The organism is Gimesia chilikensis (assembly GCF_007744075.1).
Classification (GTDB): Bacteria; Planctomycetota; Planctomycetia; order Planctomycetales; family Planctomycetaceae; genus Gimesia; species Gimesia chilikensis_A.
This window is the reverse complement of sequence record NZ_CP036266.1, coordinates 3,163,640-3,187,063: the sequence shown is the minus strand read 5'-3', so window position 1 is coordinate 3,187,063 and position 23,424 is coordinate 3,163,640. Positions and strand designations below refer to the sequence as shown.

Here is a 23,424-nt window from a genome sequence, read left to right as displayed (position 1 = left end):
ATAATCACAGCCCGGACACCTGAAAAACGACTATGCTTCCGGATGGAGTGATTCCGGATCGGTGTCGTCACTTGGATCTACCTCTGATTGATCGCTCTTAGCAGCTCCGTCCTCAGGAGCTACAGCATCCGAAGCGACTTGATCAGGCTCAGTCTCACCCGACTCGGGAAGTGCCTCTACTTCTATCTGAGCTGTCTGCACCATCTCGGGATCATTTGTTTCGACACTGGCAACTTCCTCTTCCGCATGCTCAGTTACCGACGCGTCAGTAGTCTCCGCTATCGGAGCGCTTTCTGAGTCTTGCGTTTCGGGCAAGGGAGCCATAATCCAGATTTCGCCGTAGTCTTCCGGCTGATCTGCCCGGAAATGATGATGACGAAGTAGTTCCAATATCGCCAGAAAGATCCCGGTGATCCGACTGCGCAGTTTTTCGCCTTCAAAAAACGCACTGAAGGCGAGCTTCCCTTCCTGACGCACGCGTGCTCCAATTCGCTCCACATAGGTAGAAATTGGCGTGTCGTCATACGTAATGCTCGACTCCTCTTCGACCTCTTTGCGTTTCACTACGCGGGCCAGCGCACTGACCAGGTCCCAAAGCTCGACTTCCTTGATGAGATCCTCTGCAGGATCCTTACCCGATTTGGGCCGTTCATCTGACAAACGGGGATAGCGTTCCTGCCATTCGGCAGCATGTTCTTCCAGAGCGTTCGCTGCATCTTTGAACTTCTTGTATTCCAGCAACTGCTGAATCAGATCGCTGCGGGGATCGTCAATCACTTCCGCAATTTCTTCTTCTTCGGCCCGGGGAAGCACCATCCGGCTTTTAATTTCCGCCAGAGTACTCGCCATCACCAGAAAGTCACCCACCAGATCCAGATCAATCAGTTCCAGCACGTCCAGAAACTCATTGAAGGATGACGTAATCGTAGCCACAGGCAGGTCCAGAATGTCGAGCTCATTCCGCCGGATCAGGTATAACAGCAGGTCTAATGGACCACTGTATATCTGCAACTCGACCTTATATTGGGCAGTCGTCATAAGCTTGGTTCGGGCTCTGTCACGTAATATCGTCAGGGCAATATTACGATAACCTGTTTTATGTCAGCGGGTTAGAATACTTATTTCAATTCAGGAGGTGGGCGATTTTTCGTCAGACTTCGCGCACACCAGCCTGCTATGATCGTTATCGTCAGATTAACCGTCACAAATTGAAACTTTCCCCAGCTTCGAAGGGGAAAAGAAAAATCGGCAAGTCCTGATGACTTGCCGATTTTGATTCATCGTTTTCCGATGACACAAAGCTGAAGCACCTTAAGTTCCTCTCAGCGATTTCATCCTGAACAATCGCTGGAGAAGTGCCTCCGTGATCCATTTTGGAATCACGCTGCTTTGCGGACAGGCATTTGCAGAATTTGTGGTTCTGGCTCTTCGCAGGCAGCCAGGAAGTTTTCGAAGACCTGCATATCCAGAGCGGAAGCAGAATGATTCTGCGGGTGCCACTGCACGCCGACACAGAACCAGTCTTCATCAGGTACTTCGATCGCTTCAACAACACCATCCGGTGCTGTTGCAGAAACCACAAACATTTTGGAAACATATTTCACAGCCATGTGATGCTGGCTGTTCACCCGAATTTCTCCAGGTCCATACATTTTATCAACGCGGGTACCAGGTACGATATCAATGATATGTCGCAGGTTAGCTTCAACACCATCACGGTGATACATGGCACCGGGAACATCTTCAGTGACATGCTGGTGCAGTGTTCCACCACTGATGACATTCATCAGCTGCATACCAGATCCGATGGCCAACAACGGCATTTTCATTTCCATGGCCATGGTGCAGACACGACGATCAAAGTCTTCACGACGCAGGGGCATGGCGCGGGAAGCAGGGTGTTTTTCGAATCCCAGGCGAATCGGATCCAGGTCCAGAGCACAACCCGAAAGTACCAGACCGTCCAGCTGTTCGAGCATTTGTTTCAAGTCATCGTCATCGGCAAGCGGGGGAACCATGACGGGAATTCCGCCGGCATCGGTCACTGAGTCATAGTAGCCTGTGTAGAACCAGCTCAGTGCCTGTGTCTGTTTTTGCTCGGGGCGAAAGTCTCCGGTAATTCCGATCAGAGGTTTTTTTGACATCGAATCCATCCTTCACTTCAAGTGCACTTCCTGTGCGGTCAAAACGGGTTGGGGAGGTAACGGGATATCCCCAAAAACCGGGGACCGGAGAAAGCAGAGCGATACGCTAACGAAGTGCGTTCGAGCGGATGAAATATCCCCCCTGTCGAACGAATAGAAAATAGAATCCATTCTCTTCTAGCGGTCCGTTCCTTCGGTCCGTGTCGGACTGATGTGAATCAGTCCGTTTGAATGTCGTCTGTGAGTCAGTTCGAATCATTCAAGTGGGGGGATCTTAGTACCCCGTCTGGAGGCTGTCCAGCGAATCGATCATTTTGAGCGATTATTTTTTCAAGTTGCAGATCAGACACCATATCTTGTGCCTTGGGCGTTTCGGACACCTGAATTTGCATCACAAATCGGCTTTTTTCAGAGAATTCTTTTAAAACTGGGGTTTTGCCTGCTACAGGCCGGCAGTCTTAAGCCGTCTCTAGCGCATCATTCTGTTGATTTGACTCGGTCGACAATGCCGGCAGAACGGACGCACCAACGGCAGCCAGCAACAGGCAGGGAATTATCGCATAAAAGGCCAGATGGGGTGTTCCCAACGAAACAAAATGACTCGTGATTTTTGCCTGAATCATTCCGCCACCTCCCCAGGCCATACCCATCGTAATTGCTGAAGCAACACCACCACCTTTGGGAAACAGTTGATGAGAATAGGAAACCATCGCTGGACTCGTCCCCCACAACACCAGCCCGCTGGGGACCAGCAGGAGCGTCATCAACCACGTGGGACAGCCGTCCCAGCCCAACACCAGCATCAGTGGAATTCCCAACAGCGGACAGGCAATCATAAACGCTTTTTCGTGACCGGATTTGAAACGAAACGCCATCAGTAACATGCCGACACTGGCAGAAAACAGAAAAACGGATTGCACTAACCCAATTTGAAAAGCAGAAACATTCTGATCTTTGAGAATGAAAGAAATCAGTTTGTCCATCGCCATGTTTGGAACCAGCCTCAATGAACAGACCATAAACAGGAACAGTGCCAGAGGGATTTTTCCTTCCAGCATATGATAGAGCGATTGAGGTTTCTGAGTCTTATCGCGTTCGAACAGTTTCGCTGGTGGTTTTCCAACGTAGTGTAAAATCAGGATCAAACCGGCATACAAAGGAGCCAGGATCCAGACACTTTTCAAGCCCCAGGTTGTTACAATGGCACCACAGGCAATCGGTCCCAGGGCCAGTCCCATCGCGCCACCAAACATGAATAGCGACAAACTCCGTGTCCGGCGTTCGGGGATCAGAGCTCCCGCGACCACAGCGGCCTCGGGATGAAAGGAACCGATGCCCACGCCCCCCAGTAACAATGCCACACACAATACCGCCACATTGGGTGCGGGTCCGACCAGAGGCATCATGATCGCCCCCAGCACAGGACCAATCCATAAAATTGAGGGGATTGGATATCGATCGCGAATATAGCCGAAAACGGGTTGCGCCAGCGATGAAGCCAGTGCATGAATCGTCAAAACCAGAAACAATGCGTTTTCCGAAAGCGAGTGTACCCGCTCCAGTTCCCCCCAGAGAGGGCCGACCACTATGGCCGAAGCATCAACGATGATGTGCGTCAGCGTGAGACAGATCAGACAGCGATAAGCGTAGGACATTTTGAGATAGAATTTCGAGGCAGGGGATCAAACTGGAGGACAGCTGTTATTCTACTGATGTGGCCCATGAAATGGAAATCGGCTTCCCTGGACCAGCCTGAGTTTTGATATCTTTTCAGCACGTGATATACAGGCACGATGCATTGTGATTTTGAGAAAAACTGGCTATACCAGCAGAAGTTCAGTGACTCAACCTTCGATTCAGGAAAGATGGATTCTTGGAAACAGCGGCAGAATGGTCCTTTGACTCAACCAGCGAAGCAGATACCCGGCGTTTAGGGGCACTGCTGGCCGCCCAACTGGTTCCAGGCACGGTCATTGCCCTGAATGGGAATCTGGGTGCCGGTAAAACTCGCCTCGTTCAGGCGATTTCCACGGCACTGGGAGTCGATCCTGCTGAAGTAAACAGTCCCACCTTTGTGCTGGTGCAAGAGTACGAAGGACGACTTCCGCTCTACCACTTCGATACCTATCGTCTCAAAGATACAGACGAATTCCTCGAACTGGGAGCGGACGAACTATTGTATGCAGAGGGAGTTTGCCTGATTGAATGGGCGGAAAAAGTTTCAGAAGTGCTGCCTCGGGATGTCTTGCAGGTCACCATCACACACGTCTCAGAAACCACACGCCGCTTCGAATTCAGTGGACAGGGGCCACGTTCAACCAGAATCATCACCGCTCTGAAAACGACAGGCTGAAACCATATCAACATAATGCCGCATCGGCAGGGAGGCCAGACATGACAAATCCAGCTGAGGAGAAACTGCTTGTTACAGGTGCGACCGGACTGGTAGGCAGCCAGGTAATCCAGCGGGCGCTAGAACTCGGTAAACCAGTCACCGCTCTGGTCCGCTCTGTAGAGCAGGCGTCATTCCTGCAAGAGCAGGGGGTGGAACTGATTGAAGGCGACCTGACCCGTCCCGAAACTCTTCAAGAAAAGCTCTCGGGCATTACCCAGGTCGTACATACCGCCGCCAAAGTGGGAGACTGGGGTAAGGTCGATGAATACCGTCAGACCAACGTTACCGGTTTAATGAACCTGATCGCAGCTCTCCAGGAACAATGTAGCTTAAAGCGATTGATCCATATCAGCTCCCTGGGCGTTTATGCAGCCCGTGATCATCATGGCACGGATGAGACCGAGCCCCCTCATGCATCCGGAATTGATGGTTACACTTTGAGCAAAATCGAAGCGGAGCAGATGCTCCAGCAACAGTCGATTCCTTATACCATATTGCGTCCCGGATTCATTTATGGCCCCCGCGACCGAACCGTTCTGCCCCGAATTCTGGAGCGACTCCAGTCTGGTCAGTTTGCATATCTCGGCTCTCCTGAGAAACTGATGAATAACACCTATGTGAAACACCTGGTGGATGCCATCTTTCTGGCATTGAATCAGGAGCAGGCCGTCGGTCAGATATATAATATCACCGACGTTACCCTGGTCAGCAAACGGGAGTTCATCTCAACGATAGCAGAACAGGCCGGATACAAGTCACCAGAAAAAGTGGTCCCCCTGCCGGTAGCCCGGCACCTGGCCAAACTGCTTGAGGGACTCTGGCGACTGCTGGGAAAGAAACAGGCCCCCATCCTCTCTCAGGCGCGTATTAAGTTCCTGGGATTGAATCTGGATTATAGCACGCTCAAAGCGCAGCATGAGCTGGGCTATGCACCACAGACGACCTATCAAGAAGCCATGTCAGAGACTATTGACTGGTTTCGAGAACATCAGAAATTGCCAGGGTAACTCTTACTTGGGAATTCCCTGTGAAAATACTTGTTTTTATAGATCTCCAGAGAATGGGTATTTGACCCGACTCTCTCTTCAAGCTTAGAATAGCCACATGGAAAGTGAACTGACGTCTGCACCCGATCTGCCAGAGACAGAAACAGCTCTCCCCCAGCGGAGTCGGCGGCGGTATATCATCAGCTATCTGATTCAACTGGCTATTTTCCTGACAATATACATCCTTTCCATCGGTCCCTTGTTCTGGCAATGGTTTGCTTCGTACCACTCAATGAGCTCCCCATTCTTCGCCGCATTCTACATGCCACTCTTACTGGCCTGTGACCTCTGTCCGCCCCTCGCAGATGGCGTAAACTGGTATATCAATCTCTGGATCTAAGCCACCTGACGATTCAAGTCAGTTAAGCTTGCAGCACCTTTCAGGATCTGGTCGCCTGAAAAGAGACGCCCTGAATTCCCAGGCCTTTAACATCAAAGCTCGTCCATATCAAAAACCCAAACCTCAGTAGCGCAAGGTAGATTGACAAACCCAAGATTCCAAATACACTCGTTAACTGGAGCACTGTCGTGGAATTCTCCCCAGTGTCCTGCCTTAGATATCTCTCACAGCGCAAGCCAAAAACTGCCTGGACGGCAGCCATCATACGGGAGCACGGAAACTCATGAGCGACACACGTCCTTTTGCTCACCTGCATTGTCACACTCATTTCAGCATGCTGGATGGCGCCAGCCGCATTCCGGAAATGGTCAGCAAGATCAAAGAAGCAGGCATGAACTCGCTGGCAATCACCGACCACGGCAACCTGTACGGAGCGATGGACTTTTATAGCCATTGCCGGAGCCAGGAAGTCAATCCGATCCTGGGTCTGGAAGCGTATATTGCCCCCCGCAGCCGTTTCGAAAAAGGGGCTTCGCGGATGAAAGAGGCCAGTTTTCACCTGACCTTACTGGCCCAGAATCGCCAGGGGTTCGAAAACCTGATTAAACTCTCATCCATGTCTTACCTTGAAGGCTTTTATTATAAGCCGCGAATCGACAAGGAGATCCTGGAAGCCCACAGCGACGGACTGATCCTGCTGACAGGCTGTGCCGCAGGCGAACTGTCGCACTATATCCTGGGAGAAGACTGGGAAGAGGCAGAAAAACTATGCGCCTGGTATGAAAAAGTATTCGGCGATCGCGTGTATATGGAGATCCAGAATGCCGGTCTGGAGATTCAGCGGCAGTGCATGGAAGGCACCGTCGAACTGGCCAACAAGATGGGCCTGCCCCTGGTTGCCACCAACGATGCGCATTATGTCGAACAGGAAGATGCTGTTGCCCAGGACGTGCTGCTCTGCGTTAGTACGCGTGCGGTCGTAAGTGATGAAAAACGGATGAAAATGACAGGAGACCAGTTCTTCGTCCGCACTCAGGAAGAAATGTATAACGCGTTCCCCGGCTTTGAAGACGCGGTTGCCCGCACACAGGAAGTTGCCGAGCGTGTCGACATTCAGATGTCGGACAAAAAATTCTACCCGGTCTTCCAGCCACCGGATGGAATGACAGACACACAGTACCTGCGCAAACTCTGTGAGGAACGCCTGCCCCTCAAATACGGTGATGAACTGAGCCAGGCGCACTGGGATCGTCTTAACAAAGAACTGGGCGTCATCGAGCAGATGGGTTACTCCAGCTACTTCCTGATCGTGTGGGACTTTGTCGTCTTCGCTGAAAGTGAGAAGATCCCCTGTACGGCCCGTGGTTCGGCTTGTGGAGCCATTGTAGCCTTCCTCCTGGGAATGTCGCAGGTCTGCCCCCTGAAGTACGATCTCCTGTTTGAACGATTTCTCGACCCCAGCCGCACCGAACCGCCCGATATCGATATCGATTTCTGCCGTGACCGCCGTCAGTTGGTGATCGATTACACCAAAAAGAAATACGGCGAACGTAGCGTGGCCCAGATCGGGACGTTTGGAACACTCAAGGCCAAAGCCGCGATCCGTGACGTCGGCCGTGCGCTGGGCGTCCCCTTGGCCCGCGTCAACGAAATTGCCAAGATGGTTCCCGACTCACTGGGGATCAAGATCAAGGATGCCATCAAGGAAAGCCCCGATCTGCAAGCCGCCTACGACCAGGATATGGAAGTAAAACAGCTGCTTGATCTCGCTATGCAGTTGGAAGGTCTCTGCCGCAGTGCAGGGACCCACGCTGCGGGTGTGGTGGTCGCCGACTTGCCGCTTTCTGAAGTCGTCCCTCTGCAGACAATCACCGGCAAAACGGACATTATCACCCAGTGGGATGGTCCTACCGTGGAATCGGTGGGGCTGCTCAAGATGGACTTCCTCGGTCTGCGAAATCTCACGATTCTGGACAAAGCCGTTCAAAACGTGAAGAAGCACTGTGGGATTGAAATCGATCCGCACCATCTCCCTCTGGACGATGAAGAAACGTTTGCCCTGCTGCAACGCGGAGAAACAAAGGGCATTTTCCAGTTGGAAAGTGGCGGAATGCGTGACCTGCTGACCAAGATGAAGCCGGACAAGTTCCAGGACATCATCGCTACCTCGGCTCTGTATCGTCCGGGTCCCCTGGAAGGGGGGATGGTGATGCAGTACGTCGATGTGAAACACAACCGGATTCCGATCCCTAAAGTTCATCCGATCGTGGATGAAATTCTGGAAGAAACCTATGGCGTGATGGTTTACCAGGAACAGGTGATGCGGATTCTGAACCGCGTCGGAGGGATTGAGCTTTCTGCCGCGTATCGTTGTATTAAAGCGATCAGTAAGAAGAAGCTCAAAATCATCGCAGAGTTCAAAGACCAGTACATCGCAGGTGCCAAAGAACGGGACATGGATGAAAAACTGGCAATCGAACTTTTCGACATGATCGAAAAATTTGCCGGTTACGGTTTCAATAAATCACACTCCACCGCTTATGGGGGTGTCGCCTATGCAACTGCGTACCTCAAAGCGCATTATCCCAAAGAATTCATGGCCGCCTTGCTTTCCTGTGGGATGGAGAGCCACGAGCGAATCAACGAGCATGTCGATGACTGTCGCAGAATGAAAATTGAAGTTCTGCCACCGGACATCAACCGGTCCGATGTGGAATTCAGTGTCGATGGCGAAAAGATTCGTTTCGGCATGGGCGCCATCAAGGGGGTCGGAGAGCAGGCACTCGAAGAAGTAGTGAAAGAACGGGAAGAAAACGGTCAATACAGCAGCCTGTATAACCTGTGCGAACGTGTCGACCCCAAATCGTTAAACCGCAGCACCTTGGAAACTCTAATCAAAGCTGGTGCCTTGAACAGCCTGGGCGGAAATCAGGCGCAATTGATGCTGACTGTAGAAAGAGCAGTGCAGTCGGCTCTCAAGATTCACAAGGACAGGGCACGCGGGCAGAAAAGCCTGTTCGGCGATGAGTCTGCCAGTGATGAACCCGATTCTGCAGATGAGGCACTGTTGCCCGAAGCCGAAGACTGGTCGCGAGCACAGAAACTCGCCGCTGAAAAGGAAGTATTTGGTTTTTACCTGACTTCGCATCCCCTGGCTGAAATGGGTGACGCCCTGACCAAGTACGCACAGAATAGAACGAATGAACTCGCGGAAATGGAAGACCGGGACGAAGTCATTCTGGCCGGCATGGTGTCCTCCATCAAAAATGCTGCCACCAAGAAACCCAGTAAGAACGGTCACACCCGGTACGTGAACTTTGACTTTGAAGATCCACACGGCCTGGTACGCTGCATTATGTGGCCCGAACAGTTCGCTCGCTTCGGGGAAAAGGTCAAGATGGAAGCCATGGTGATCATCAAGGGTAAGATAGACAAACGAGGCAGGGAGCCCAACGTAATTGTGGACCAGTTACTGACCCTCAACGACGCCCGCAAGCAGTTTACCGACCGGTTGGCAATCAACTTCAAACGGGGAGTCCACACGCGACAGGATATGGTCAATGTACATGATGTGCTGACGCAGTTTCCGGGGCAAACCGAGGTGATTCTGGTCGTCGATTCCGTGGACCAGGAAAAGCCGGATACGAGCTTGAGGTACGTCTTGAACCCGCCCGGTAATCTTCGCGTGTCCTGCAGCGAGGAGTTCGAAAACCGCCTGAAAGCCACGATTGGTGAAAGTCATATCCACTTTCACACTCCAGTCGTCAAGAAAAAAGCGATTGGCGGAAGTATCGGTCGCTAAGCCCGTTGCAGCGACAAACCGTTTAAAAGTGCTGTTTTCGACTGATTTTAAGAAATCCGGGGCTCCAGACGAACCGAAAATAAGATATAGTTGCGCTACCGGTACGGTAAATTTGCACATTCAGGAAGAAAAAATGGTTAAAAAAACAACGGGAATACTTTTGCTGGCGCTGACAGGACTCTCAGCACCGTTCTGGTTTTCTGCAACCAGGGCAAACCAGCAGACAGGAGAATCCCGTCAGCCACTGCAAACACGTCAGGCCGTTCTGCAACAGATTCCACCTCGAGTAAAATCAGAGTCTGTGAGAGCGAATCCCCTCCAAAAGACTGTGTCACAGGCTCAAAAATCGGCCGTCATTACTGGCGAAATGATTTCACAGTTGACTCCCGATGAGATCCTCACCCGGCTCGTTGGACGATGGGAGCAGACCAAAAGCACCAGCAGACAGATCCTTACCATTGAAGAGAACGGCAAGGCAACGATGATCGTCGAACCTCAGGGACTCTGGACTGCTGTTCTGGGAGACCGTGTCACGATCAATATCGAGTGGAGCCTCAATCAGGGAAAACTGACACTGCGAACCGTTGGCGGAAGTCCAGAGAATAAATTAGATTATATCAAACAACTCTGGGGAGAAGAATTTGTCCGGGAGATTCATAGCATTGAGGACAAAATGTTCACACTGCGGGATGACTCCGGCGATGTAAATCAGAAATGGATCCGCACTTCCTACTGATCAAAACTTCCGTTTATCCCTTCAGTTACGCTTCGATGCCACTCCGAAACTTGTACTCTCATCTAATTCGCCTATCATAGAGGCATATGGCTCCTGCCTCTGATCTTCTGAATTCAGGCTGGACGCTCAAGATTCACCTTCTGTTGCATTTTCTCTATACAGAAATCCACAAACCGTAATTCAGGCGGGTGAAGAAGCGTAATTAAGAGGCTGGCACTTCAGCCAGTGACAACAACGTTTTTTACTACTGAAAGATCTTTTTTAATGAGCACTCAGGCTCCCACATCTTCTTCTCGCTGGCAGTCGCTGGCGGACCAGGTTTTATCCGGTTATCAGTTGACCCGTGAAGAGGGTCTGGAAATCTTAAATTCATCTGACGATGAGCTCCTGGAACTGCTGGCAGCCACCTATCGGGTACGGCAGAAATATTTCGGGAAACAGGTTCAGCTCTATTACCTCAAAAACGCCAAGAGCGGACTTTGCCCAGAAGACTGCGGTTACTGCTCACAAGCCCGCGGGTCCAAGGCAGACATTCCCAAGTACCGTATGCTGAATGAAGAGAAGCTGCTTGAGGGCGCCAAGGCCGCCGATGAAGCCAAAGCAGGTACTTACTGTATCGTCGCCAGTGGACGTGGCCCCACCGATAGAGAAGTAGAGCACGTTGCCAGTGTGGTAGAGAAAATCAAATCAGAATACGATCTCCGCATCTGCTGCTGTCTGGGCCTGCTTAATGAAGAACAGGCACAGCGTCTGTCGCAAGCCGGCGTGAACCGGATCAATCACAACCTGAACACCAGCCGCGAATACTACGACAAGATCTGCTCCACTCATACATATCAAGATCGCCTGAACACTCTGAAAGTGGCTCGGGAAGCAGGAATGGAACTCTGCAGCGGACTGATTGTCGGCATGGGAGAAACGCTGGAAGACATCGTCGATGCCACTTTTGAGCTGCGTACCCTGGAAACCAAATCGATCCCGGTCAACTTCCTGAATTCCATCGAAGGTACCTCACTGGAAGCGGTGGATGAGCTCGACCCCCGTCACTGCCTCAAGGCACTTTGCCTGTTCCGCATGGTTCATCCCTCAACGGAAATCCGGATTGCAGGCGGACGCGAAGTAAACCTGCGTTCGATGCAGGCCATGGGGCTCTATGCTGCGAATTCCATGTTCGTCAGCGACTATCTCACAACCAAAGGGCAGGCCGCAGAAGCCGATTATGAAATGATTTCTGATCTCGGATTCGAAGTCATTGTATCGGGCCACGAAATGGATGCATCCACTGAAGCCCCCGAACTGGCAGGACAAACCGAGTCCCGCTGAGCCCGCTTTATTATCGGTCCGGGAGGGTTTTGTGAATTCCACAAAGCCCTTATCTGGATTGAGGTTGTAAGAATAACGCTCCCAACGTATGATTCCGACTTCAGATTGAGTGCACGGCGTACAGACCTGCTCAATCTGCGGGAATGGAATCCATCATCTTAGAGTCAGGGAGCACCTGAAATGAATTCAGGCAGACTGCGTGCCAGCGATCTTTCCAACAGCTCGGCAGCCGAAAACGAAACCACCCCCACCTTCAAGATTTTTCCGAGTACGGAAGCAGCCCCCTTTGATCACCCCGATCAACTGCTGAAGGGCATCGCCCGCTCACGCGATTATCTGCTCTCCCTGCAGGATCCCGATGGCTACTGGTGCGGCGAACTGGAAGGAGACTCGATTCTCGAATCAGAGTACATTCTACTACTCGCATTCCTCGGCAAACAGCACAGCGAAGAAGCGATCCAGTGTGCCAACTACCTGTTGGATATCCAGATGCCTGAGGGAGGCTGGAACATGTACCCCGAAGGCCCCATCGAAATCAGTGCTGCCGTTAAAGCCTATTTTGCCCTGAAACTGACGGGCCATTCACCCGACGCCGAGTACATGCAACGGGCTCGTAAAGCAATTCTGGCAGCAGGCGGAGTCGAAGCCATCAACAGCTTCACACGGTTTTACCTGGCACTTCTGGGGGTGATCCCCTATTCAAAATGCCCTGCTGTCCCTCCCGAACTGATGCTGATTCCACGCTGGATGCCTTTCAACATTTTTGAAATGTCAGCCTGGTCCCGCACCATTCTGGTTCCTCTCAGTATTCTCTGGGAATATCGTCCCTCGGTCACTTTACCGGAAGAGCAGGGGATCAACGAACTCTTTACCGGTTCCCCAGAGAACTACCCTCGGAACGTCCCGAAATCAGAGGCACTCGATTCCCTCAAGAAAAAAACCTGGTTCGACTGGCACCGCTTCTTTCAAGTCGTCGACCAGGGTTTCAAACTGGTCGAAAACCTGGGGATCAAGCCTTTTCGTAAGCGGGCAGTCAATAAAGCCTATCAATGGATGCAGGAGCGATTCGATCACAGTGATGGACTCGGAGCCATTTTTCCTCCAATCATCTGGACCGTGATCGCTTTAAAATGTCTTGGAGAGGATGAAAGCAGTCCTGATATCCAGCGTGCCTTGAAAGAACTCAAAAAACTACAGATCAAAGACGGCGACCGCATCCGCCTGCAGCCCTGTAAATCCCCCGTCTGGGATACCGCCATCAGCACGATCGCACTTCGGGAAGCAGGCGTCTCCAATCGTCATCCGGCCATCCGCCAGAGCGTAAAATGGCTGCTCTCCCAGGAAGCCAGAATTCCGGGCGACTGGGTCAATTCAAGCAAATCCCAGACTCCCGGAGGCTGGTACTTTGAATTCAACAACGAGTTTTACCCCGATGTCGATGACACGACGATGGTCATCATGGCCCTGCGTCGTTGCCTGCCCAAAACCCTCAAACAGGATCAATGGCTGACCGACTTCCTGGTCAATCCTGAATGGAACCCCTACGAAGAAGACCTGGACACAGAAGCGATTGTCGCAGGCAGAAGTGAGTCGCGCGAACAGGCCTTTGCTGACCTCGAACTGTTGCAACCAATGATTGGCGCCATCCGCAGAGGCGTGCACTGGGTCCTGGGAATGCAGAACAAAGATGGCGGATGGGGCGCATTTGACCGGGACAATGACCGGGAATTATTCACACAGGTCCCCTTTGCCGATCACAATGCGATGGTGGACCCGAGTACCGCCGATTTAACGGCCCGGGTCCTGGAAGCATTCGCCGATGTCCAGCTCCCCATCAGCCACCCCGCCACGCAACGCGCGATTCAGTACGTCTGGAGCGAGCAGGAAGACGATCACTGCTGGTACGGTCGCTGGGGAATCAACTACCTCTATGGTACCTGGCAATCGATTGTCGGCCTGGTACAGATTGGAATCCCGACAGACGACCCTCGAATTGTCCGTGCAGTGGGCTGGTTGAAGTCAAAACAGCAACCCAGTGGTGGCTGGGGCGAGACAGCTGACAGCTATGCTGATCCCTCCCTACGCGGACAGGGAGAGGCTACGCCTTCTCAGACCGCCTGGGCTCTAATGGGCTTGATGGCAGCGGGAGAAATTGACTCAGCTGCAGTTCGCCGAGGTATTCACTACCTGCTGGAAACCCAGAAGAATGACGGTAACTGGGACGAAGAACCATTTACCGGGACAGGCTTCCCCAAGGTCTTCTATCTCAAATACCACCTGTACCGCACCTATTTTCCGCTAATGGCATTGGCCCGATTTGAACGCCTGCGTCGTTGAAAAAAATTGCATGCCAATATTTGCAGAAATATAGGGTTCACCCCTATGCACAGAACTCCACGTTCGTCAAAAAAACAAATTTCCTGACAAAAATCTGCAAAATAAATGCCTGAAAAACAGGGACTTGCGGCAACAAAGTGCACACTTGGACCCTGCCATAAGAAAAATTTAATTTTTTCTTAAACTAAGAACAAGCAGTGCTTGTTTCCTCTTCATCGCAGGTATATTTTTCTACTGCGATTGCTATCCATCCAGACTGTGAAGTCTACCAATTTGCTCGCAGATGGACTGGCAGTTCGACTGCACAGGCAGTTCAAGCAGGCGCCCTCTAAACCCAACCCTAAGACAAACTGGAGTTAAGATGAAGAGTCGTAAAGGAACCTCAAAGCGTGGGTTCACATTGATTGAGTTACTCGTTGTGATTGCCATTATCGCAATCCTGATTGCATTGCTTCTGCCCGCCGTACAGCAGGCCCGTGAAGCAGCTCGTCGTTCTACCTGCAAGAACAACCTGAAGCAGATCGGCATCGCTATTCACAACTACGCCGATACTCACACTGTTTTCCCGCTCGGATATGTCAACCAGACCAGCAGCTCAACTGACTTTACCTGGGCATGGTCTACCTTCCTGCTGCCATTTGTCGATCAGGCACCACTCTACAATTCACTCAACCCGAATGGTGGCCTGCTTCTTCCCGCAGCGAACACCACCTACAACGGTCAGCCCGCTTTACAAACAGCAATTCCTGTTTACCGCTGCCCTTCGTCTGTCGTACCTGTGATCAACAACCAGCGTACTGACAGCGTTCCCAGTGGCTACGGCTCTCTCAGCTACCCTGGCGTTTCTGGCCACGTAGCAGCTCTGACCGGAACCCCGGTTACCACCTACCAGGACAAGGGAACATTTTACCCCCGCAGCAGTGTCCGATTCCGTGATTTCACTGACGGAACATCCAACACAATTCTGGTTGGCGAACGTGCCTTCCAGTTCACAGGAACTGTCACTCAGCAGCCATACGCTGCCATCTGGGCCGGCGGACGTACCAACAACATCGGTACCAGCGGAATCATCACCAGCCTGAAAGAAGACAGCCTGGGCGTTGTTTCTGATGCAACTCGTATCAATCTGAAATCAGGTCCTGCTCATCGTGGATTCAGCAGCCAGCACGTAGGTGGTTGCCACTTCCTGCTGGGTGATGGTACTGTTCGCTTCATCAGCGAAAACATCAACTCTTCTGACTACAATTCATCCAATGGCCCCGCAGCCATGGGAACTTATCAGAAACTGGCGATCATCAATGATGGACAGGTTCTGGGCGAATTCTAATCGCGATAGTATCAGTCACCGTTGAGGTTTCCTCAACAGCACTGTTCATAAACAGGCAGGCTCTCAACCCGAATCAGGGAAGCGAGACCTGCCTGTTTTTTTATGGTTTCTCCAGTGCAACACTGAACAGGAATTGCAGGAAATTCCCTCCCCAAAATATTTTCTTGTTGCACAACTGGGAAAAATCAGATATCGTTTTCTTCTGGCTCTCCTGCTCATGAATGACACCTGACGATTACTACGATAGTCCACGAGTGATATACTTCCATGTTCGGGAGAGGAACTGTTTCTGTTCCTGGGCATAAGTATTACGTTTCAATAGTCGCGAGTCGCTCCGCGAATTGAACTTTCCCAGGGAAGGGGCGCTTATGCAACGAGTGCATCGTTTCCGAGTCTGGCCTGACGTTTCGTTATCGCTGCTGGTTCAGCTTCGCTCACTGGCTCTTCGCACTCGCCCTCTCTCTACCCTCTGCTTTCTACTCTGGTCCCTGACAATCGCAACTGAATTATCAGCGTCGGAACAGGAAGACTGTGAGCAACTTCTCCTGACCGGCCAGTATCAGGCTTGCATTCAAGCATCTGCCCTCGCCATTGAAAAAAAGGCGTACGGCTCTGAATGGCCGCTGCTCAAAGCACAGGCTGAGTTTGCCGTCGGGCAATACGCTGAAGCCCAGCAGACGATAAACGCTGGCCTGAAACGCTATTCATGGAGCTTGCCTTTACGATATCTCGCCTGGCAGATCTACCACCTGAATAATGAGCATGAAGCTGCAGACGCGTTTCTGAACAGCATTCATGAACTCGCCAGCCGTTCTGCCTGGCGCTATACCGATGCTGATAGTCTGGTGGCGTTGGGACAGGCTTCCCTGCAACGGGGAATGGACCCTGGTCAGGTACTCGAAACTTTTTTTGATCGTGCCATCCAGGAATATCCCGACCAGCGAGCTGCCTGGCTTGCCAGTGGGAATCTCGCTTTAGCTAAGCACGATTATGCTCTGGCCAACGAAACTTTCACAGCGGGACTGAAACAGGTCCCCAAGGATCCAGATCTCCTCTTCGGACTTTCACAGGCATTAGCACGTTCCGACTCTCAACGCGCTGCCGTGCTCGCCGCCGAAGTTCTGGAAATCAATCCCCGCCACATTCCAGCACGAATGATGCAGGTTGGCCAGCTGATTGATTCGGAACAGTATGAGGCGGCCAAAACCGAACTGAATCAGATCCTTTCGATCAATCCTCATCTGGCTTCTGCCTGGGCCAGCCTGGCTGCGATTGCCCATTTTGAAAATCGTCCTTCCGATGAAACCGCCTATTACTGGCAGGCCTTATGTCATCACGATCAAAACCCGCATGTTGACTACCTGATCGGCAAAACACTCTCGGAACATTATCGGTTTTCAGAAGGTGCCACCTACCAGAAACAGGCTCTGGAAAAAGAAGAAAAATATCTGCCGGCCCGGATTCAACTCGCACAGGACCAGTTAAGACTGGGGCAGGAAATCAGTGGCTGGGAGCATGCCCAACAGGCTCACAACCAGGACGGTTACGATACGACTATATTTAACCTGCTGGAGCTGAAAGACCAGTTGGCCCAATTTAGAACTCTGGAAGATGATTCCTTCATCATTCGCATGGAAGCCAGAGAAGCAGCCATATACGGTGAGCAGGTCAAAGCTCTGCTCCATGAAGCCAAACAGTCGCTCTGCCAGAAATATGGACTCAAACTCAACCAGAAAATCACCGTCGAAATCTTTCCCGATCCGGATGATTTCGCCGTGCGTACGTTTGGTATGCCGGCTGTTTCAGGTTATCTGGGAGTCTGCTTCGGCAAAGTTATTACCGCCAACAGTCCCGCTTCGCAGGCCGATCACCCTGCTAACTGGCAGTCTGTGCTCTGGCATGAGTTCTGCCATGTCGTCACTCTGGAACTCACCCATAATAAAATGCCCCGCTGGATCAGCGAGGGTATCTCAGTGTATGAAGAACGTCAGAAGAATACGTTCTGGGGCGAGACCATGACTCCCCAGTATCGCGAAATGATCCTACAGGGAGAAACCACGCCCATCAGCCAACTGAGCAGTGCATTCATGAACCCCAAAAGCAGTCTGCATATTCAGTTTGCGTATTACCAGTCATCCATGGTCGTGGAATACCTGGTCAGAAACTTCGGTCTGGAAACCGTACGTAAAATTCTGGTTGACCTGCAGGCAGGCATCCCCATCAATGTTGCTATCGAACGTCGCACCAAGATACTGGGAGAACTGGAAGAAGAGTACGCAGTCTGGCTGAAACAGCAGGCACTCGATTTCGCTCCACAAGCAGACTGGTCCGAACAGGATCTGCGACCGCTACTCAATGACGATACCAAACGTTTCGATGACTGGATTCGGGAACATCCTGACCATTTCCGAGGCCTGATGGCCTATGCAACGATTCTTTCAGAAGAAAACCGCACAGCTGAACTCGAAACCACCCTTAAAAAACTGGTGGAAATCTATCCTGTATATACCGGAGCAGATAACGCTGCCCAACAACTGGCCCAACTTTACCAGAATCAGAAACGTTTCGCAGAGGAACAACAGATTCTGGAAGAGCATGCCCGCATCAATCCTGACGCATTGGAAGTCTACCAGAGGTTGATCGAACTCTATCAGCAGCAGGAAGACTGGTCTGCCGTTTATCAGACGGCCCGTCTGGCCCATGCAGTGAATCCCATGAATCAGGATTCACAACTCTCACTTGCCACCGCCTGTACCAGACTGGACCGGCGGCAGGAAGCGATCCAGGCCTACCGGGCGATTCTGGCATTAGATCCCCATAATAAAGCTGAAATACACTACCAGATAGCCCGTCTGCTGAAATCAGAGAACCAGCAGCAGGCAAAACGACACACACTGATCGCGCTCGAACAGGCCCCCCGTTTTCGGGCTGCCCACCTTTTACTCCTGGAATTGACAACAGAGAACACCACCCCACGCTCGCAACGGAACTGACATGTAAATACAGAGGCTCGGGAGGAGCCTGCCATGAACAAAACCCTGATTTCACTGGCAGCCACAGGCATTATACTGATCGTCGCCACGATCTGTATTGGACAGTACCGCTCCCGCATCCCTATGGACCGGAATGGTGTTCCGGAATGGAAAGTTGATCCCGAGTTCCAGCATGACGTCTTCACCTTCGTCCGCATCCGCTACAACTCACATCGGGGCTGGCGCCGCTGGGCTACTGATTATCCAGACAGTGATCTGAACTTCTCCTACCGTCTTCAGCAATTAACTTCGCTGAAGGTCGATCCCGAAGGTCGAATCCTCGAACTGACTGATGAGGAGCTTTTCCATTACCCGTTTATTTATCTGATTGAGCCCGGCTCCCTTGAATTTACGGAAGAGGAAGTCACCGCCCTGCGACGTTACCTGACCAACGGTGGCTTCATGATGGTGGACGATTTCTGGGGAGAAGCCGAGTGGGATAATTTTGCCTGGGAAATGAAACGTGTTTTTCCGGACCGCGAACTGGTCGACATCCCTCTTGAACATCCCATTTTCCATTGTGTATATGACCTCAAAGAAAAACCACAGGTCCCCAGTATCGGCGTCGCCCAGTGGGGACGCTCTGAAGGAATTACCTGGGAACGGGAAGATGCCCGGGAAGTGCATTATCGCGGCCTGTTCGACGATAGCGGCCGATTGATGGCGATTGTCTGTCACAATACCGATCTGGGTGATGGCTGGGAACGGGAAGGGGAGGATAAATGGTACTTCCGTGAGTTCTCGGAAAAGAAAGCTTATCCCCTGGGGATTAACATTGTGTTTTATGCCATGACCCACTGAATACAGCGTCTCTGCTTTGACAGTTTTTTTATCAGGAGTCGAAACGTGAATTTGAAACTTGTCTCCCCCGATGTCAGCGACACTGACGAGCGCATCTTTGAAATGCTGCAGAACAGTCGACAGCAGATTGACCGCGAAATTTCTAAAGCAGTCATTGGGCAAAAAGAAATTATCGACCAGCTCCTGATTGCACTGTTTGCCGGCGGACATTGCCTGATTACAGGTGCTCCGGGACTGGCAAAAACTCTGCTGGTAAATTCCCTGGCCCAGGTTTTCAAACTGAAATCTCAGCGTATTCAGTTTACTCCCGACCTGATGCCCGCCGACATCACGGGGACGGAAATTCTGGCAGGTGATACATCTGAATCACGGGCGATGAAGTTCGTCAAAGGCCCCGTCTTCACCAATATTCTGCTCGCAGATGAAATTAACCGTACGCCTCCCAAAACACAGGCTGCTCTGCTGGAAGCGATGCAGGAAAAACAGGTCACCGTCACGGGGATCAGATACGAACTGGAAAAGCCCTTTTTCGTGCTGGCAACTCAGAACCCGATCGAAATGGAAGGCACATACCCTTTACCGGAAGCACAATTAGACCGCTTCATGTTTAATCTGGTCATTGATTACCTCTCTGAGGATGATGAGGTGGCCGTTGTGACCCAGACGACAGCCCGCAATTCTGAACCGATCGAACCACTGTTTACCGGAAATGATATCCAGCAGTTCCATGGTTTTGTGCGTGAAGTACCTGTTGCCGAAGAGATTGTCCGTTACGCGGTTCAACTTTGTGCGGCCTCCCGGCCACACCAGGAGAATACTCCGGAATTTATCAATGAATGGGTCAACTGGGGAGCTGGTTTACGTGCAGCCCAGAGTCTGATTCTGGGCGCCAAAGCCCGGGCCGTTCTGCGGGGACGAGTTCATGTCACCCAGGAAGATATTGAGGCCCTGCTGGCACCAGTCCTGCGTCACCGCGTTCTGATCAACTATCGCGCAGAGGCCGAGGGGATCACCGTAGAACAGGTTGTGCAAAAATTGATCGAAACCATTCCCGCCCCCGTCAAAGGATGAATTGAAGCTGCATGAACACAAATACCACAGCCCGCCGTAACCAGAGACTGATGTCTCAACGCATTGACCCTGCCTGTCTGATGCGGATCAAATCTCTCGAATTACGCGCGAAAACCGTTGTTGAAGGAACCTGGAAAGGACTGCATCGCAGCCCCTACCACGGGTTCTCCGTTGAATTCACCGAATACCGTGAATATACGCCCGGAGATGACCCGCGCCATATCGACTGGAAACTGGCAGCCCGCTCCAACGAACACTACATTAAACGATTTGAGGAGGAGACAAACCTCTGCTGCCATATGTTGCTCGACCTCAGTACCTCGATGCAGTTTCAGAGCCTGGGCTATACCAAAGCCGAATATGCCAAAACCCTGGTTGCAACATTTGCCTATTTCCTGGCCCAGCAGCGCGATGCCACCGGACTGATCATTTTTGACGAGCAGGTGGAAACGATCATTCCCGCCCGCTTTACGCGAGGGCAGCTCAGACGAATCTTGATCGAACTGGAACGTCCCCCGCAAGGTTCACATACCAATCTGATCTATCCCCTGAAACATGCAGTAGAAACCATCAAAAAACGAGGGCTCGTAGTCCTGATATCCGATCTGCTGAGCCCCCTGGATGAATTAAATACCCACCTCGGTTATCTTCGCGCACAAGGACACGAAGTCGCATTATTCCAGATTCTGGACCCAGCAGAAATTCACCTTAATTTCCACGAAACGGCAATCTTCGAAGATCTGGAAACTGGTGAGCGTATCGCCCTCAATCCCAAAGCAGCCCGGGATAATTATCAGCAACAGTTACAGGAACATCAGGCGGCGATTCAGTCGTTCTGCCGCAAACAGGGAGTTCATTACCATCAGTTAACCACAGATATGCCCCTTGAGCAGGGGCTTTCTGAATTCCTTACCGATCGCGCTGCCTGACAGTGCTATCTAATTAGAGGACCTGAGTTGAGTTTTTTAACCCCACTTTATTTAGTTGGTATCATCGCCGTCGGACTGCCGATTCTGCTGCATCTGGTCCGTCATCAGCCTAAGAACGTCCTCTATTTCAGCTCTCTCCGCTTTCTGGAACACAAGCCCCCCCAGACTAATCGCAAAAATAAAATCGAGCACTGGCTGTTACTCTCATTACGCGCTTTGGCCGTGATTCTCCTCGTCGCCGCATTCGCCCGTCCTTTTTTCAAGAACCAGGATCTGAAGCTCGCCTCAACACAGCCCCAGAGCCAGACCATTCTACTGGTTGACACCAGTGCCAGTATGCAGCGGGATTCCCTCTGGGAAAAAGCATTATCCCAGGCAAATGAGATCATCAAAGAGACGCCGCCGAATCAAATCTCAGTTTATACGTTTGACACACAACTCAAAGCAGTCAAACCGTTACGACAGTCTCAAGAAACACGTTCAGCAAGCTCACTCGAAAGAAACCAGAATCTATTAGAGGAATTGACTCCCGGCTGGAAAGCAACTGATCTGGGAACGGCCCTGGCGGAACTGGCGGCACTCCTCCAGGAACAGGCAATCTCTGATCCAACCGGGAGCATCCTGCGTCACACAAAAGTCGAACTGATTACGGATTTCCAGGCAGGATCAAGAACCGAAGCGCTCTCTGAGTTTTCCTGGCCGAAGGAGTTAAGTGTGCGGTTGCACCAGCTAGAAGCTGACAACTTAGATAACGCCGGCCTGCAGTTACTCACGCTCGATGCTGAGTCTCAACCGACAATTCGAATTGTGAATGCAGCTAACTCTCAAAAGGAAAAATTCACAATCGCCTATGAAGTACAGCCAGGTAAACTCGAAAAGAGTCAGCAGGTTTATATCCCTCGAGGCCAGTCTCGAGTTGTCCGTATGGCCGCCTGGCAACAGCCAGCCTCTGTTCCCAGAATTGTGCTCAGTGGCGATCAACAGAATTTTGATAACCACCTTTATCTTCAGCCCCCGGCCCGGCCCAATCTGACCATTGTGCATTATGGGACTCCTGCCGAAAACTCGATTGAGTCTGCGAATTACTTTGCCCGACGGGCCTTTCCCAGTACCAGCCAGCGATCCATTGATTTTCAAACAATCGGCCCTGATTCACCACCACTGCTGATCACCGCAACAGAGATCCATTTGATGCTGATCAGTCGACAACTGGCACCAGATGAAACAGAACAGGTCCAACGTTATCTGGAGCAGGGGGGAGTAGTCCTTCTCACGCTGCACGATGATCAGTCCACTGATTCGCTGAATCAGCTGGCGACGCATAACGCAGACACTACAGCACTGATAGAAACAGTCTCCCCCGAAATCAACACTTATGCCTTACTCACCGATATCAATTTCGAGCATCCCCTGTTTCAGATTTTTCAGGCTCCGGAATTCTCAGACTTCACCCGACTGAAATTCTGGAATTATCGCGGGCTCAAACTGCCGGAACAGATTCCACATCGGGTACTGGCCCGCTTCGATCATCAGGCTCCCGCGATACTGGAAATAACACGAAACAAAGGAAAACTGCTCGTAATGAGCTTTGGCTGGACGCCTCAGGAAAGCCAGTTCGCGCTATCAACAAAATTCGTCCCCATGTTAAATGCAATCCTGACTCTGAATGACCGAGCCCAGAATACCCCGGCGCAGTTCACAATCGGCCAGAAAGTCAATCTCCCCGCAGATCAACAGACGCGTCTGATCAGCACGCCTGATCGCTCCCAGATCAAACTTGCTTCCGATCAGCAGGATTTCACAGAAACGATTCTGCCCGGACTGTATCAGGTTGAAAGTGATACCCAGCTGCCCCCGACCAGGCAGTTTGCAGTAAATCTGGATATTAGCGAAAGCCAGACCGAGCCTCTCGCGCGAGAAAAGCTGGAAGCTCTTGGAGTCCACTTTATGGACTCTGGTCCAGGATCGCAGGAGCATACTTCTCCCTCCGAACTTCAGCGTCAGGCACAGTTACGAGAACTGGAACAGAAACAGCAGCTTTGGCGCTGGTTGATCATAGTGGCTCTTGCGTTACTGGGCCTGGAAACGGTGCTGGCCAGATGGTTGACCGGCAATTCTTCTGCGACAGGAAAGGCGTAAAC

At 51.6% G+C, this 23,424-nt stretch carries 16 protein-coding genes; 13 read left to right on the top strand and 3 right to left on the bottom strand.

Annotated elements, in window-relative coordinates; translation table 11 throughout:
- Positions 1 to 30 precede the first annotated feature (30 nt).
- The 3 genes from HG66A1_RS12105 to HG66A1_RS12095 form a co-directional block, all read right to left on the bottom strand.
- Positions 31 to 1,038, bottom strand: a complete 1,008-nt coding sequence (locus HG66A1_RS12105) for a segregation and condensation protein A (protein WP_145183904.1) — start codon at positions 1,036 to 1,038, stop codon at positions 31 to 33.
- Between the two features lie 341 nt (positions 1,039 to 1,379).
- Complete coding sequence (locus HG66A1_RS12100; RefSeq protein WP_228030471.1) at positions 1,380 to 2,144, bottom strand: gamma-glutamyl-gamma-aminobutyrate hydrolase family protein; 765 nt, start codon at positions 2,142 to 2,144, stop codon at positions 1,380 to 1,382.
- 458 nt (positions 2,145 to 2,602) lie between these two features.
- Entirely contained in the window at positions 2,603 to 3,799 is a 1,197-nt protein-coding gene (locus HG66A1_RS12095) for an MFS transporter (RefSeq protein WP_145183901.1), read from the bottom strand.
- Between the two features lie 218 nt (positions 3,800 to 4,017).
- Here HG66A1_RS12095 and tsaE point away from each other — a divergent pair, with 218 nt between their 5' ends.
- The 13 genes from tsaE (at position 4,018) to HG66A1_RS12030 (ending at position 23,422) form a co-directional block, all read left to right on the top strand.
- A complete protein-coding gene (gene tsaE, locus HG66A1_RS12090) occupies positions 4,018 to 4,497 on the top strand; it encodes a tRNA (adenosine(37)-N6)-threonylcarbamoyltransferase complex ATPase subunit type 1 TsaE (RefSeq protein WP_145183898.1) in 480 nt (159 codons plus the stop codon).
- 41 nt (positions 4,498 to 4,538) lie between these two features.
- Positions 4,539 to 5,546, top strand: coding sequence for an NAD-dependent epimerase/dehydratase family protein (locus tag HG66A1_RS12085; protein ID WP_145183896.1), 1,008 nt, complete (start codon positions 4,539 to 4,541; stop codon positions 5,544 to 5,546).
- Positions 5,547 to 5,643: 97 nt separating this feature from the next.
- The gene (locus tag HG66A1_RS12080) at positions 5,644 to 5,925 is read left to right on the top strand and encodes a hypothetical protein (RefSeq protein ID WP_145040126.1); all 282 of its coding nucleotides are present in this window, start codon (positions 5,644 to 5,646) and stop codon (positions 5,923 to 5,925) included.
- Between the two features lie 283 nt (positions 5,926 to 6,208).
- The gene (dnaE, locus tag HG66A1_RS12075) at positions 6,209 to 9,727 is read left to right on the top strand and encodes a DNA polymerase III subunit alpha (RefSeq protein ID WP_145183894.1); all 3,519 of its coding nucleotides are present in this window, start codon (positions 6,209 to 6,211) and stop codon (positions 9,725 to 9,727) included.
- 133 nt (positions 9,728 to 9,860) lie between these two features.
- Positions 9,861 to 10,463 (top strand): hypothetical protein, encoded by a 603-nt coding sequence (locus HG66A1_RS12070; RefSeq protein WP_145183891.1) that lies wholly within the window; start codon positions 9,861 to 9,863, stop codon positions 10,461 to 10,463.
- Positions 10,464 to 10,727: 264 nt separating this feature from the next.
- Entirely contained in the window at positions 10,728 to 11,786 is a 1,059-nt protein-coding gene (gene bioB / locus HG66A1_RS12065; RefSeq protein ID WP_145183888.1) for a biotin synthase BioB, read from the top strand.
- Between the two features lie 180 nt (positions 11,787 to 11,966).
- Positions 11,967 to 14,123 (top strand): prenyltransferase/squalene oxidase repeat-containing protein, encoded by a 2,157-nt coding sequence (locus HG66A1_RS12060; protein ID WP_145183886.1) that lies wholly within the window; start codon positions 11,967 to 11,969, stop codon positions 14,121 to 14,123.
- A gap of 361 nt (positions 14,124 to 14,484) precedes the next feature.
- A complete protein-coding gene (locus HG66A1_RS12055) occupies positions 14,485 to 15,450 on the top strand; it encodes a DUF1559 domain-containing protein (RefSeq protein WP_145183883.1) in 966 nt (321 codons plus the stop codon).
- Between the two features lie 368 nt (positions 15,451 to 15,818).
- A complete protein-coding gene (locus HG66A1_RS12050; RefSeq protein WP_145183880.1) occupies positions 15,819 to 18,443 on the top strand; it encodes a tetratricopeptide repeat protein in 2,625 nt (874 codons plus the stop codon).
- A 33-nt stretch (positions 18,444 to 18,476) separates the two neighbouring features.
- Entirely contained in the window at positions 18,477 to 19,283 is an 807-nt protein-coding gene (locus tag HG66A1_RS12045; protein WP_145183877.1) for a DUF4159 domain-containing protein, read from the top strand.
- 45 nt (positions 19,284 to 19,328) lie between these two features.
- The gene (locus HG66A1_RS12040; protein WP_197993967.1) at positions 19,329 to 20,354 is read left to right on the top strand and encodes an AAA family ATPase; all 1,026 of its coding nucleotides are present in this window, start codon (positions 19,329 to 19,331) and stop codon (positions 20,352 to 20,354) included.
- 11 nt (positions 20,355 to 20,365) lie between these two features.
- On the top strand, positions 20,366 to 21,283 hold the full coding sequence (locus HG66A1_RS12035) for a DUF58 domain-containing protein (RefSeq protein ID WP_145183873.1): 918 nt from the start codon (positions 20,366 to 20,368) through the stop codon (positions 21,281 to 21,283).
- A gap of 27 nt (positions 21,284 to 21,310) precedes the next feature.
- On the top strand, positions 21,311 to 23,422 hold the full coding sequence (locus HG66A1_RS12030; protein WP_145183870.1) for a vWA domain-containing protein: 2,112 nt from the start codon (positions 21,311 to 21,313) through the stop codon (positions 23,420 to 23,422).
- The last annotated feature ends 2 nt before the right edge of the window (positions 23,423 to 23,424 follow it).